We start from the raw sequence: 13,147 nt of genomic DNA on the forward strand, positions 1-13,147 counted from the left end.
CGATTAAATCAGCGCAAACCAAGTCCGCGGGCGATGATGCCGCGCAGCACCTCGGTGGTGCCGCCCTGGATGGTGAGTTTCGGTGCGGTCTTGATGGCGAAATCGAGCTGCCGCTCCAGCGTCTCGCGGTTGGTCGCGGTCTCCTCGACGAAAGCAGCAAGGTCGCGGACGCGGTGGGGCAGCTGCTGCTCCCAGACCGTGCCGATGTCCTTGACGATGGAGGCCTCCACCACCGGCTCTTTGCCGGCCTCGAGCATGCCGGCCACCGAGACCGACATGCGCCGCATGGTGTGGAGCTGCGCGACGAGACGGCCGATGCCTTCGGCGCTGCGCGTATCCGGGTTGGGGCCAACCGCGCGAACCAGCTCGGTCAGCACGTAATAGGTCTCGAGGAAACGCTCGGGGCCCGAACGCTCATACGCCAGCTCGCTCGTCGCCTGCTTCCAGGCGCCGTCGACCTCGCCGAGCACGTGATCGTCAGGCACGAAGAAATCGGTGAAGACGACCTCGTTGAACTCGTACTGGCCGGTGATCTGGCCGATCGGGTTCACCTGAATGCCCGGCTGCTTCATCTTGACCAGGAACTGGGTCAGGCCGTGGCGGCGATTTTCCTTGGTCGGCGGCGAGGTCCGGAAGATCGCGATCATGTAGTCGGCGATGTGCGCCGACGAGGTCCAGATCTTGGTGCCGTTGATGAGATAGCCGCCGTCGGTCTTGGTCGCGCGCGTCTTCGCGGCGAACAGGTCGGAGCCGGAGTTCGGCTCGCTCATGCCGATCGCAAAGCAGATCTCGCCGCGACAGATCCGCGGCAGGATCTCCATCTTGATATGTTCAGGCGCGTATTTGATCAGCACCGGCCCGCTCTGGCGGTCGGCGACGAAGAAACGCCGCGTCGGCGCGTTGGCGACGCGCATCTCCTCGGTCACGACGTAACGTTCGAGGAAAGAGCGCTCCTGGCCGCCATATTTCTTCGGCCAGGTCATCCCGAGCCAGCCTTTGGCGCCGACCCGGCGAGAAAATTCCGGCGCGTCGGTGTCCTCGCGATTGGGCTTGTGCGGATCGAAGGTGCCGGCGGCGATTTCCTCGGCGAGGAAGGCGCGCACTTCCTTGCGCAATTGCTCGCACTTCTCGGGCAGGCGGATCGGATCGAAACGGAGGGCAGCGGTCATGTGTTTCTCTCCCGGATCAGCGCGACGCCACGAGCGGCCACAATTCGTCGGCGCCGCGGCTTGCGACCAGCTTGCCGAGCTCGACGGCCCAATGGCTCTCCGAGCCGAAATCGTCGCGCCAGGCCAGCGCCCGCAGCGAATAGCGGTGCAGGATGTGCTCAAGCGTGAAGCCGATTGCGCCGTGCACCTGATGTGCGATGGCGCCGCCCTTTTCCGCCGCTTCCGCGCAGCGGATCTTCGCCGAGGTGGCTTCGAGATACACCTCGTCGTCGAACGACTTTGCGTTGGCGATGGCGTCGGCAGCGGACGTTGCGGCTGCGAGCGCTGCGGCGGATTCGCCGGCGAGACGCGCCAGATTGTGCTGCACGGCCTGGAATTTCGAGATCTTCTTCTCGAAGGCGACGCGCTCGTTGGAGTAGCGCACGGAGATGTCGAGCATCGATTCCAGTGCGCCCGCGATCTGCAGGCTGCGCGCAACGCCGCCCATCAGCATCATCGTGGTCTGGTCAAAGCCCTTCGGGGCGGCTTTGAGCGTGACGGGTTGGACCCTGTCGAGCGTCACGGTGTCGCTGTGGTCGTAGCCGACATTGAGGCCGGACTCGATCCGGACCTTGCCGGCATCGACCAGCGCGATCGAGACACCATCCTTGCCGTGCGCCAGCACCGCAAAGTGCTTCGCCGCCTTGGCAAAGGGCACGCCGCGGGCGCGGCCGGAGAGCGAACCGTCGGCATCGAGGGTGAGGCGGTCCTTCGGCGAGGCCGGCAGCACCGTCATCTCGCCCTCGGGGGATGCGATCTTCGCCTGCGCCAGCAGCCAGCCGGCCAGCATGGTCTCCGCCAGCGGAACCGCGACGGCGAAACGGCCGGCGGCGTTCAACAGCGCAAAGCCGTCGGCCAGGCTCGCGCCGGAGCCGCCGAGATCATCGGGCACCCAGGACAATGGCAGGCCGGCTTCGCTCAGCGCCCGCCACAGCGGCGCCTGCCAGGAATCCTTCTTGTCGTTGTTGATGGTTTGCGGATCGGCGAGATCGGCGAAGATCTTCTCCGCGGTCTCGACGACGATGTTGTCACTCTCCGCCACAGCGCTCCCCGTGCTTCTTCCGTTGGCGCGTCCCGCCTGGTGGAGCGAACCGCGCAGGTCTTCTTGCGCCCGATGATCCGAAAAAGCCATGGCCGTGACAAGCGTTGATCGCAGGTCAACCTGCGGCGCGGGCATGGGGGATAAGCTAATTCCGCTTAGCGGAGTTTGCTTGATTTGCAGGGCGCGGCAAACTCGCTAAACAAGGCCAGCGACTTAAGGCTCGCATCAGATACAGGGGAAGGAAATCCGGATGGCCAAAGACAGTCTGTGCGCAATCGTGACGGGGTCCGCATCCGGACTTGGCGCAGCAACCGCGGAAATCCTCGCGCGAAGCGGGGCGCGGCTCGTCATCAACTATTCCTCTAGCCAGAAAGAAGCCGAGGCCACCGCGGACGTCTGCCGCAAGGCGGGCTCTCCGGAAGTTCTGGTTGCGCAGGGCGACGTTTCAAAGGACGACGATTGCCGCAAGATCGTTGCGGCCGCCAGCGCCTGGGGCCGGCTCGACATCCTCGTCAACAATGCCGGCACCACCAAGCATGTCGCCCATGCCGATCTCGACGGATTGTCGGCTGAAGATTTCCAGCGCGTGTATGGCGTCAACACCATCGGCCCGTTCCAGATGGTGCGCGCCGCGCGCAGCCTGCTGGAGGCCGGCGCCAAGGCTTCGGGTCGGCCCTCCGCCGTGGTCAACGTGTCCTCGGTCGCCGGCATCAGCGGCGTCGGCTCGTCGATCGCCTACGCCGCGAGCAAGGGCGCGCTCAACACCATGACGCTGTCGCTGTCGCGCGCGCTGGCGCCGCTGATCCGCGTCAATACGGTGTGCCCCGGCTATATCGACACGCCCTGGTTCACCAAGGGCCGCGGCGAAGCCGGCGCCAAGCAGGTGCGCGACAGCGTGGTGGCGAAGGTGCCGCTCAAGGTCGCATCGACCGCCGAGGACATCGCGCAGCTCGTTTGCTTCCTGGCGATGCCGGCCTCCAGCAACATGACCGGCGAGGTCGTGCGCATGGATGCGGGGATGCATTTGATTACGTGAGATACTCAACTAGCGTCACATACCGGTGTCGTCCCCGCCTAGTGCGCAATTGCGCACGGGGCGCGGGGACCCATAACCACAGGCAGGAGTTGCCGCGCGACTCTGGTCACTCCGAGTCTTCGCCAAACCACTCCCTGTGGTTATGGGTCCCGGATCGGCGCGCGCTTAGGCGCGCTTGTCCGGGACGACAACGAGTTTGTTGATAGGTCACGCCATGACGCGCCGGCGGCCTACCCCTTGATCACGCCGCTCGTCACCAGCCGGTGCCAGATGAACAGCACCACCACCGCGCCGAGCGTGGCCATGATGAAGCCGGCGCCCTGGTCGGGGCTGTAATGGCCGATCGCCTGACCGATGAAGGTGGCGAGAAACGCCCCGGCGATGCCGAGGATGGTGGTGAGGATGAAGCCGCTCGGGTTGTTCGGTCCCGGCGCCAGCCAGCGCGCGATGAGGCCGGCGATGAAGCCGACGACGATGATCCACAACAGACCGCCCATGCTCATGAGTGTGCTTCCCTTCCCGAGAACGCGTAGATCGAGGTCCTATTAAATTCTGCCCGAAAGCTCGTTCTCGGTCGGCAGCCGGCCGTCCGGCGTCAGATGGTCGATCACCTGCGGCAGATACTGGCTGAGGCCGGAGAGCAGCTCCTCGCGCGACAGGCCGCTCTGGGCGGACAGGCTCTCGATCTGGTCGGCGCCGAGTGCGCTCGCAAGATCGCCAGGCGCGATGGCCTTGTTCTCGCCCTTGCCGACCCAGGAATTCGCGGCCTCGCCGTGGCCGCCCTGCTGGAGCTGGTTGAGGAGATCGCCGAGGCCGCCGCTCAGCACGGTTCCGGCCGCGCCGCCCGCGAGCAGGCCGCCGAGCCCGCCTTTGAGCAAATCGCTGAGACCGCCGCTCCCGCCGGGAAGAGCGCTGCTGCCTGTATTCACAGGCGTCGGAGGCGGCAGCGGAGAGCGCTGTTGCGGGGCAGGCGCCGCGCCGGGCTGGCCTGCCGTCAAATGCTTGAAGGCCTTCCATCCAAGCAGGGCAATGATCGCCATGGTCATCGGCGACATGCCGCCGGAGGATTTCTCGGAGCTGGGTGTAGAGGGGCCGCGGGGGCCGTTCTGCATGCCGTTGAGGACGTCGAGTAGACCCATGGTGCTCTCCTTTGGCGTCTCGTTCGGCGAGCGCTCGCCGCTGGCTGCCCCCGGGCCGAAAACATATGGGGCTCTCATGACGGTTACAAGGCGGATGCGCTGCGATTGGTTGCCGGCCTCGCCTCTGCTATCGAGGGTGGGTCGTTCAGGGAGCAAGGCGAGGTGATGACGGATCGACCGATCGTGGTGGCCGGCGCGGGCGCCATCGGCTGTTTCGTCGGCGGCATGCTGGCGGCCTCGGGCCGCCGTGTCGCGCTGCTGGTGCGGCCGCGGGTGAAGACCGAGATCGAGCGGTTCGGCCTGCGGCTGACCCATTTCGACGGCTCCGAGAAGAAGCTCGGTGCGGGGCAGCTCGCGCTGTCGGAGGATCCCGCGATCTTCCACAGCGCCGGCATCGTGCTGGTCACGGTGAAGAGCGCCGACACCGCCGATGTCGCGGATCAGATCGCGCAGCATGCGCCTGAGGATGCCGTCATCGTCTCGCTGCAGAACGGTATCGGCAATGCCGCGGTGCTGCGCGACCGTCTTGGCAATCGTCCCGGCGGCCGTCGCGTGCTCGCGGGCATGGTGCCGTTCAACGTGATCGCGATGGGCGAGGGCCGTTTCCACCGCTCGACCTCCGGCGATATCCATATCGGAGAGGACGCTGAAAACACGGCCGCGTCGCTTTCGGTGGCCGGTCTCACGGTGCGCGCGAGCGGTGACATCACCGGCGTGCAATGGGGCAAGCTCATCATCAATCTCAACAATGCGCTCAGCGCATTGTCCGACTTGCCGCTCGCCGCGCAACTGGCAAGCCGCGACTGGCGCAGGCTGTTTGCCGACCAGATGGCGGAAGGGCTGGCCGCGCTGAAGGCCGCCGGCATCGCGCCGGTCTCGGCAACGCCGATCCCGATGAACTGGACGCCGGCCTTGCTCCGGCTGCCCGACACGATCTTCAACGCGATCCTGGGGCGGACCATGAAGATCGATCCCGAGGCGCGCTCCTCGATGTGGCAGGATTTGAAGCACGGACGCAAGACCGAGATCGACTATCTCCAGGGCGCCGTCATAACGCTTGCCGAACAAAACCATGTCGAGGTGCCGCTGATGCGCCGCATTGTTGCGCTGATCAAGGAAGCCGAGGCCGCCGGCAAGGGTCCACCGCGTCTGACGCCGCAGCAGATTCGCGGCCGGGCTTGAGCGTGAGGAAGAGCGCGATGAAACATTGTTTGGTGATCGGGCTCGCGCTGGTAGCGCTTTGTGGCGCGGCCACATTCGCTGACGCCAGGCCGCCGACGGTCATGAACTCGCCCGGCTATGACGCGCGGCTGCAGGAGAGCCGCAAGGCGCTGAGTGGGGCACCGACGACCGCGGCGCCGCCGGATGCGCCGGTGGTCAAACCCAAGCGTAGCAAGAAGAAGCCCACGAAGTGAGGAGACGCTCTCGTAGGGTGGGCAAAGCGAAGCGTGCCCACCAACTCTCTCAATCATAAACGAACGGTGGGCACGGCGCTTTGCGCTTTTGCCCACCCTACGATCATCGCGCAATGACGGCTGTAGCTCAGCCCTTCTTCGCCGGCTTGCTCGGGGTCGGATTGAACAGCTTCTTCAAATCGTTCAAGCTCTCCGACAGCCGGGGCCATTCGCAGGAGAATGAGCCTTTGGTGCACGCGCCCTTCGAGCGCTGACCGACGGTTTGCTGCACCTTCGGCCGCTCGACCGGAACGGGCACGCGCGCGACGTCGGTTCGAAGCGCGACCTGCTGGAGTTGCCGCGCCTGCAGTTCCTGCTGCTCGCGCTGTTGACGGGCAGCGGCCTCGGCCGCTTCGTTGCTGCGGCGCTCCTTGGCGAGATAGGCGGTATAGGCTGCGTCGATCTTCTTCTGCTCGTCCGGCGTCGGATTGGGTCCGGCGATGTCGAAGGTGCGATCCTGCAGGAAGTCGTAATAGGAGTAGCCGCCGCCTGCCTTGCGGCGGCCGGCGAACTTGGCGTTGCAATCGGCAAGTGCGGATGTCTTCTCGGACTTGGTGGCGGCCTTCTCGGCGGCGTCGGCGCACTCCTCGAAATCGACCGGCGCGCGTTTCCACCATTGCGCCTGGGCATGCGCGTGCGTCAGCAGAAAAAACCCTGCTGCGGCAACGAGAAGCAGCGCCGCACGACGCAATGCAATCACGGACGACATTCTACGAGAGCATTCCTTGCCAAACTCAACCCGGACTGAGTCGAGCCAGATTTTTGCCTCTTTATCGCCGGCTTGTCACCCGTGGAACTCGGGAATTTCATGGCTGCAATGCTGACATTTTGTGCTTGACGTGGCGAAGGAGTCACAGCGGCGCGCCGGCCGGCTGCTACACTTCGCCTTGCGAGCGCCTCACCCCCGTGGCGACGCCAAGAAGACGAAATGGAAACACCTGATGTTGCTGCCCCTGTCCGACGTGCCGCGCTGGTACGCTGAACGCAAACCACGTGGCATGATTGCCATCCGCCATGGGCAGGACTCGCTGACATGGGACGAGCTCGAGCGCGGCGCCAACCGGCGCGCGCGGGCGTTCGCGGCCAAGGGCGTCAAGCCCGGCGATTTCGTCGCGATCGGACTGCCCAACGGCAACGCGTTCTTCGAGACCTCGTTTGCGGTGTGGAAGTGCGGTGCGACGCCGACCTCGCTGTCATGGCGGCTGCCGCGCGGCGAGGCCGCGGCCGTGCTCGACATTCTCAGGCCGGCGCTGGTGGTCGGCGGCGAGGCCGACTGGAACGCGCCGAACCGCCTCCCGGCTGATTTCGTGCCGGCAGGATTTTCGGACGAGTCGCTCAATCCGCCGGTGGCGCGCTACTGGAAGGCCATGACCTCGGGCGGCTCGACCGGGCGGCCGAAGGTGATCCTCGATCATCAGCCGGCCGTGACCGACACGGTCGCCGCGCCGCCGCTCAACATCCCCTTCGGGGTCTCGCTGCTCAATCCGGGGCCGCTCTATCACAATGCGCCGTTCATCGTGTCGCACTACGCGCTGTTCACTGGCGGCCAGCTCACCGGTCTAGTCAAGTTCGATGCCGAGGAGACATTGCGGCAGATCGAACGCGAGCGCGTGCAATGGGTCAATTTCGTGCCGACCATGATGCACCGGATCTGGGCGCTGCCGGAGCAGGTGCGCAACGCCTACGATCTGTCGAGCCTGCAAACCGTCTTTCACATGGCAGCTCCGATGCCGCCCTGGCTGAAGGAGAACTGGATCGCCTGGCTTGGGCCGGAGCGAGTCTGGGAGCTCTATGGCGGCACCGAGCGGCAGGGCGCCTGCATCATCTCGGGCACGGACTGGCTGACGCACAAGGGCTCGGTCGGCAGGATCGGCGAGATGGCAAAGCTGCGCATCATCGGCGAGGACGGCAACGACGTCGCGCCAGGCGAGACCGGCGAGATCTATTTCCTCAACAATGACGGCAGGGACGCCACCTATCACTATCTCGGCGCCGAGCCGAAGCGCCGCAGCGATGGCTGGGAATCGCTCGGCGATATCGGCAGGCTGGATGCGGAAGGCTATCTCTATCTCGGCGACCGCCTCGCCGACATGGTGCTGCGCGGCGGTGCCAACATCTATCCGGCCGAGGTCGAGGCCGCCGTGTCCGAGGCTCCGGGCGTGCGCTCCTGCGTCGTGGTGGGGTTGCCCGATCCGGAATTGGGCCAGCGCGTGCACGCCATCATCGAGCCGGAGGGCGATGCCGACGGCCAGGCCATCGCCGACGGCATGGCGGAGTTCCTGAAGGACAGGCTCAGCCGCTACAAGCATCCGGAAAGCTTCGAGATCGTCGGCGCGCCGCCGCGCGATGATTCCGGAAAAGTCCGCCGCACGCTGTTGCGCGACGAGCGCGCAACGTGGATGAAGGAAGGGCGCGCCTTCCGGATTTGGCCGGCAAAGGCGCGGTCGCACGCCGATTGATTGACGAAAGGACTCCAGGACATGACCATCACCATCGCTGCGAACAGCGTGCCGAAGCCGCCGGCCGAGATCATCGCGGGCTTTCGCGGTGCGCCGACCTCGGTCATTTCAGACAATCTCGCGCGGCTGCCCGGCGCGGTGGGACTGAAGCCCTATCACCGCGGGGCTAAGCTGGTGGGCACGGCCTTCACCGTGCGCACGCGCCCCGGCGACAATCTCGCCATCCACCGCGCGCTCGAGCTGGTCGGTCCCGGCGACGTCATCGTGGTCGATGGCGGTGGCGACGAGACGCGCGCGCTGGTCGGCGAGATCATGAAGAACATCGCCCAATGGCGCAAAGCCGAAGGCTATGTGATCGACGGCGCCATCCGCGATGTCGCGGCGTTCGCGGCCGACGACTTTCCCTGCTACGCCCGTGCCGTGATCCATCGCGGCCCCTACAAGAACGGCCCCGGCGAGATCAACGTGCCTGTCTCGGTCGGCGGCAGCGTGATCTCGCCCGGCGACATCGTCGTCGGCGACGAGGATGGTGTGGTGTCGTTTCCCGCCGCGAGCGCCGCCGCGCTGCTCGAAGCCGTGCGCGCCCAGGTCGCGCGCGAGGAGGAGACCATGAAGGCGATCCGCGAGGGCCGCTATCAGGGCTCGTATGGAAAATCCTGATCAGGCGACAACGAAGGGGAGGATGGCGTGAGTCAGAAGGACGAATTCCACAATATCGATGATCCCAGCGACGGGCTGTTCCGCGAGCTCGCGGCAGGGGTGACCACCCGCATCTTCTCCGGCGAGCAGGCGATGCTGTCGGTGGTGACGCTGGCGCCGCATGCGCAGGGCACGCTGCACCATCATCCCGAGGAGCAATGGGGCGTGCTGCTCGACGGCTCGGCCATCCGCGTCCAGGGCGATGAGGAGATTGCCGTGAAGAAGGGCGATTTCTGGCGCACCCCGGGCAATGTGCCGCACACCATGCGCGCCGGCCCCGACGGCGCCCGGGTGCTGGACATCTTCAGTCCGCCTCGGCCAGAATACAAAAAAGCGGGGTCGGGCTTCGGCACGACTTAGCGCCAAAGAGCAAAAAGCCAGGCGCTGAACACAAAAGGGAGGGGACCATGACGATCACACGACGTACGCTGCTGGCTGCACCGGCCATTCTCGCAATGGCACCGGCAGCGGCGCAGGCTGGCAAGATCACGCTTGTCGTGCCGTTTCCGCCGGGCGGCTCGACCGATGCGATGGCGCGGCTGTTGCAAGCCAGCCTGCAAACCAAGCTCGGTCGCATCGTCGTGGTCGAGAACAAGTCCGGCGCGGCCGGCGCGCTCGGCGCGGCGCAAGTCGCCAAGAGCCCGGCCGACGGCACCTCGTTCCTGGTCACGTTCGATTCCCATGCGGTGATTCCGTCGATCCTCGACAAACCGCCGGTGGATGTCGAGCGTGAGCTGATGCCGGTGCTGCTGATCGGCACCGCGCCCTACGTGATCGCGGCCGGCGCCGGCCGCCCCTACAAGAGCTTTGCCGACGTGGTGGCCGCCTGCAAGGCGACCCCGGGCGCGGTGAAATACGCGTCCGTCGGCATCGGCACGCTCGGCCATCTCGCCATGACCGTGCTCGGCAGCAAGGCCGGCGTCGAGATCATGCACGTGCCTTATCGCGGCGGCGGCCCGGCCATGAACGACGTGCTCGGCGGCCATGTCGATCTCATCGCGGGATCGGCCGCGCTGGTCGCCGCCCAGCTCGGCACCAACATGCTGCATCCGATCCTGCAGCTCGGCCGCGAGCGGCTGCCGGCGCTGGCCGATACGCAGACCGCGATCGAGGCGGGCTTTCCCGATTTCGAGACGCTGGCCTGGTGGGGCATCTTTGCGCCCGCAGGCACGCCGCCCGATATCGTCGCAGCCTTCGCGACGGCGTCCAAGGAAATCCTCAGCGAGCCCGCGACCGCCGCCCAGCTCAAGGACACCCAGCACATGACGCTGCTGCTCCAGGACGGCGCCGCCTTCAAGACCTTCTTCGACAAGCAGGTCGCTTATTGGGGCAAGGTGGTGAAGGACAACAATATCAGGGCGTGAGGCCGAGCGGCAGCCTTTCATATTGGGCAACGCGGAGGGCTTCCGATCCCGTCTCCGCTTTGATATGTACACCTCCAGGCAACCCGCCTGACTTGCGGGTTCCGCGGTCCCGTAGCTCAGCCGGATAGAGCGACGGTTTCCTAAACCGTAGGTCGGAAGTTCGAGTCTTCCCGGGATCGCCAATCTTTCAGAGCCTTTTGCCGGTCATCAGTGCCCTGCGGCCCTCCCCGCTGACTGCAAGCGTGTGGGCGCGGGTTTACGCGAGGCGGTACGCAGGACGCCATGGCCGTGTGGCCGGACGACCCTCGGCAGATGGATCGGAAATCCGCGGAAGTCATTCTCGCTCCGAGAGACGAAGTTCGGACAAGCATCCGCGACGTCGCTAGAGGCTGCGGCGCCGATTGGCGCGTGCAGCCCGCCGTTGGTGATTGGCGAAGCGAAGGCACGCGACGTGAGGCGCAATACATATTGGTGTTGACGAAGACCGCACAGGTTCGTTGCCGATTTAAATAGAGCGCTCGATCGAAATTTAATCCTGATTATTAATTCTCAGTCCGGCGATAATATTAATTTTGGACGGCGGCAGGAACTGCGGCTGCGCGATTTAAAAACTCCATCCTCGGGTCAATGAATCGTCTCAAAAAAGGCGCGTGCGAATTCGAACACGCGCTCGATGGGGCGGCAAAGAACCAGTCGAGTTGGACTGAGCCGCGACATATCGAACCGTATGCGCATGAGACTCAGTCTGCGCGTGCATTGCAGAGGGGATGAACATACATGGCAATTGCTGGATTTCCAGACGCGAATAGCACCGGTCTTCCTGATGGCGTTATCCTGACTCCATCGGGCGACGTAACTGTCACTCAACCAGGAACCGTCATCGACGCTCTCGATGTCAAAGGCACGATTTCGGTCCTGGCCGATAACGTCACCATTCAGAATAGCCGCATCACGTCCAGCGATTGGACAGGGATCTGGATCAAGGATGGCATTACGGGAACTGTCGTCAAGGACAGCGAGATTTTAAACGTTGGAAGCAGCCCGGATGGCGCGAACGGCATCGTCGGTTCGGGCACATTCCTGCGCAACGATATCCATGACGTGGAGAATGGTATTATTGTCACCGGGGCGAGCCTCGTCCAGGACAATTATATCCATGCCATGAATGCGCCCGATGTGCGTCTCGGTACGTCATTGGGTGGTCCGCACTACGATGGCATCGAGATCGACGGCGGCGTTTCAGACGTCGTCATTCGGCACAACATCGTCATCAACGAGAACAGCTACGTCTCGGCCGTGATGATCAATAATGACTTCGGTCCGGTTTCCAACATTCAGGTGGACGGCAACTATCTTGCAGGGGGCGGCTACACCCTTTACTCCGATGGCAGCTTCAGCAGCACCGACAAGATTTCCGGAGTCTCGTTCACCAACAACGAACTTGGTGAGGGCAAGTGGGGTTACTATTACTTCAGGGACAACACGCCCGTCCTGACGAACAACGACGAGCTCGGCACGGGATGGCAGACGTCGTCTCCGACGACGCCCCCCGCAACGCCCGATGTCCCGGCAGCGCCGACCATCGCATCCTGGTCACCCGATACGGGCAAGACCGGCGACGGCATCACTGACGCCAGCCAGATCACCCTGCACGGCACCGCCGCGGCTGGCAGCACCGTGAAGGTCTATGATGGTTCGACGCAGATCGGTACGGCGACTGCGACTTCGACCGGCAGCTGGGACTACATCACCAAGGTCCTGACCGATGCGAAGCATACGCTGACGGCAACCGCGACCAGCTCGTCGGGGCAGACCAGCGTGGCGTCGGCCGCGGTGGCTGTCACCGTCGACACCAAGGCGCCAGCTGCACCGACGATCGCGAGTGACACCGTCAACACTGCCAATCAGGTCGTGATGTCGGGGACTGCCGAAGCGAACAGCGCGATCAAGGTGTTCGACGGAACGACCCAGGTCGGCACCGCGACGACCAACGCGAGCGGCGCGTGGAGCGCCACGACGTCTGCATTGTCGGCCGGTTCGCACGCCCTGACGGCGAAGGCGACCGACGTTGCCGGCAACGTCAGTGCCGCGTCGACGGCCGTGGATGCGGTCATTGGTTCTGGGACGACGGGCTCCACCGGCACGAGCACTGCGCCGGCCGCGCCGAAGATCGCCTCGTTCTCCAGCGATACCGGCACCGCCGGTGATCACATCACGAGCGACAAGACGGTGACCCTGGCGGGGACTGCGGTTGCCAACAGCACGGTCAAGGTGCTCGACGGCACGACCCAGCTCGGCACCGTCACGGCGGATGCGAACGGGGCATGGCACTACACGACCGTCGCACTGCCGGACGGCAAGCACAGCTTTACCGCGACCGACACGGTCTCCGGCGTTACCAGCAAGGCATCGACTGCGCTTGATGTCACGGTGGATAGCGCTGCCCCCGATGCTCCGATCCTGTTGAGCGATCCGACGACACATAACCGCGCAACGGTATCCGGTACGGCGGAGGCGGGGAGCTCGATCAAGCTCTATGAGGGCACGACCCTGCTTGGCACCGCGACCGTCGCGAGTGATGGCGACTGGAGCGTGACGACCCCGAATCTCAAGCACGGGTCCCACACCTTCACCGCGACGGCGACCGATGCCGCCGGCAACACCAGCGCCTTGTCGCAGCCGATCGATCCGCCGATTGGTCATGGCGGCACCAAGGACGCTGCAACCGTCGAAGTCACCAATGTGC

The 13,147-nt window shown here is 64.9% G+C and carries 13 protein-coding genes and 1 tRNA gene; 9 read left to right on the plus strand and 5 right to left on the minus strand.

The genetic code is table 11. The annotated features are described in order from the left end of the window. Positions 1-8 precede the first annotated feature (8 nt). Positions 9-1,169: an acyl-CoA dehydrogenase family protein gene (locus tag AABA86_RS27425; RefSeq protein ID WP_338309059.1), complete on the minus strand. Its 1,161-nt coding sequence runs from the start codon at positions 1,167-1,169 to the stop codon at positions 9-11. Between the two features lie 16 nt (positions 1,170-1,185). Continuing rightward, positions 1,186-2,250, minus strand: a complete 1,065-nt coding sequence (locus AABA86_RS27430) for an acyl-CoA dehydrogenase family protein (RefSeq protein WP_212247009.1) — start codon at positions 2,248-2,250, stop codon at positions 1,186-1,188. A 250-nt stretch (positions 2,251-2,500) separates the two neighbouring features. On the opposite strand from AABA86_RS27430, the gene AABA86_RS27435 reads away from it, so the two are divergent. Beyond that, positions 2,501-3,286 carry an SDR family NAD(P)-dependent oxidoreductase gene (locus AABA86_RS27435; protein ID WP_212247008.1) on the plus strand — a complete coding sequence of 262 codons (786 nt, stop codon included), beginning with the start codon at positions 2,501-2,503 and terminating at the stop codon, positions 3,284-3,286. Positions 3,287-3,516: 230 nt separating this feature from the next. Here the strand turns inward: AABA86_RS27435 and AABA86_RS27440 are convergent, their stop codons facing one another. Together AABA86_RS27440 and AABA86_RS27445 are read right to left on the minus strand one after the other, a co-directional pair. Then, positions 3,517-3,789: a GlsB/YeaQ/YmgE family stress response membrane protein gene (locus AABA86_RS27440; protein ID WP_212247007.1), complete on the minus strand. Its 273-nt coding sequence runs from the start codon at positions 3,787-3,789 to the stop codon at positions 3,517-3,519. A gap of 42 nt (positions 3,790-3,831) precedes the next feature. Beyond that, the gene (locus AABA86_RS27445; RefSeq protein WP_212247006.1) at positions 3,832-4,425 is read right to left on the minus strand and encodes a YidB family protein; all 594 of its coding nucleotides are present in this window, start codon (positions 4,423-4,425) and stop codon (positions 3,832-3,834) included. Between the two features lie 162 nt (positions 4,426-4,587). Between AABA86_RS27445 and AABA86_RS27450 the strand changes: the two genes are divergently transcribed. After that, positions 4,588-5,607, plus strand: a complete 1,020-nt coding sequence (locus tag AABA86_RS27450; RefSeq protein WP_338309061.1) for a 2-dehydropantoate 2-reductase — start codon at positions 4,588-4,590, stop codon at positions 5,605-5,607. Between the two features lie 17 nt (positions 5,608-5,624). Next, the gene (locus AABA86_RS27455) at positions 5,625-5,840 is read left to right on the plus strand and encodes a hypothetical protein (RefSeq protein ID WP_212247002.1); all 216 of its coding nucleotides are present in this window, start codon (positions 5,625-5,627) and stop codon (positions 5,838-5,840) included. A 127-nt stretch (positions 5,841-5,967) separates the two neighbouring features. Here the strand turns inward: AABA86_RS27455 and AABA86_RS27460 are convergent, their stop codons facing one another. Continuing rightward, complete coding sequence (locus AABA86_RS27460) at positions 5,968-6,588, minus strand: hypothetical protein (RefSeq protein WP_338309062.1); 621 nt, start codon at positions 6,586-6,588, stop codon at positions 5,968-5,970. 232 nt (positions 6,589-6,820) lie between these two features. On the opposite strand from AABA86_RS27460, the gene AABA86_RS27465 reads away from it, so the two are divergent. The 6 genes from AABA86_RS27465 to AABA86_RS27490 form a co-directional block, all read left to right on the plus strand. Continuing rightward, entirely contained in the window at positions 6,821-8,338 is a 1,518-nt protein-coding gene (locus tag AABA86_RS27465) for an AMP-binding protein (RefSeq protein ID WP_338309063.1), read from the plus strand. Between the two features lie 21 nt (positions 8,339-8,359). Beyond that, positions 8,360-8,998, plus strand: coding sequence for an RraA family protein (locus AABA86_RS27470; protein WP_212253862.1), 639 nt, complete (start codon positions 8,360-8,362; stop codon positions 8,996-8,998). A 27-nt stretch (positions 8,999-9,025) separates the two neighbouring features. Then, positions 9,026-9,397 (plus strand): dimethylsulfonioproprionate lyase family protein, encoded by a 372-nt coding sequence (locus AABA86_RS27475; protein WP_212253861.1) that lies wholly within the window; start codon positions 9,026-9,028, stop codon positions 9,395-9,397. A gap of 47 nt (positions 9,398-9,444) precedes the next feature. Next, the gene (locus AABA86_RS27480; RefSeq protein ID WP_338309064.1) at positions 9,445-10,401 is read left to right on the plus strand and encodes a tripartite tricarboxylate transporter substrate-binding protein; all 957 of its coding nucleotides are present in this window, start codon (positions 9,445-9,447) and stop codon (positions 10,399-10,401) included. Positions 10,402-10,506: 105 nt separating this feature from the next. Next, a tRNA-Arg gene (locus AABA86_RS27485) sits at positions 10,507-10,583 on the plus strand. Between the two features lie 595 nt (positions 10,584-11,178). Next, the coding region (locus tag AABA86_RS27490) for an Ig-like domain-containing protein (protein ID WP_338309065.1) at positions 11,179-13,147 on the plus strand (1,969 nt) is incomplete at its 3' end.

Origin of the sequence: Bradyrhizobium sp. TM233, assembly GCF_036247965.1 — a bacterium.
In the GTDB taxonomy this organism is placed as follows: Bacteria; Pseudomonadota; Alphaproteobacteria; order Rhizobiales; family Xanthobacteraceae; genus Bradyrhizobium; species Bradyrhizobium ottawaense.

Coding starts and splice junctions, on each gene's coding strand:
- AABA86_RS27460 (WP_338309062.1), bottom strand. CDS start 6,588: ATGTCGTCCGTGATTGCATTGCGTCGTGCGGCGCTGCTTCTCGTTGCC.
- AABA86_RS27455 (WP_212247002.1), top strand. CDS start 5,625: ATGAAACATTGTTTGGTGATCGGGCTCGCGCTGGTAGCGCTTTGTGGC.
- AABA86_RS27445 (WP_212247006.1), bottom strand. CDS start 4,425: ATGGGTCTACTCGACGTCCTCAACGGCATGCAGAACGGCCCCCGCGGC.
- AABA86_RS27465 (WP_338309063.1), top strand. CDS start 6,821: ATGTTGCTGCCCCTGTCCGACGTGCCGCGCTGGTACGCTGAACGCAAA.
- AABA86_RS27470 (WP_212253862.1), top strand. CDS start 8,360: ATGACCATCACCATCGCTGCGAACAGCGTGCCGAAGCCGCCGGCCGAG.
- AABA86_RS27440 (WP_212247007.1), bottom strand. CDS start 3,789: ATGAGCATGGGCGGTCTGTTGTGGATCATCGTCGTCGGCTTCATCGCC.
- AABA86_RS27435 (WP_212247008.1), top strand. CDS start 2,501: ATGGCCAAAGACAGTCTGTGCGCAATCGTGACGGGGTCCGCATCCGGA.
- AABA86_RS27480 (WP_338309064.1), top strand. CDS start 9,445: ATGACGATCACACGACGTACGCTGCTGGCTGCACCGGCCATTCTCGCA.
- AABA86_RS27425 (WP_338309059.1), bottom strand. CDS start 1,169: ATGACCGCTGCCCTCCGTTTCGATCCGATCCGCCTGCCCGAGAAGTGC.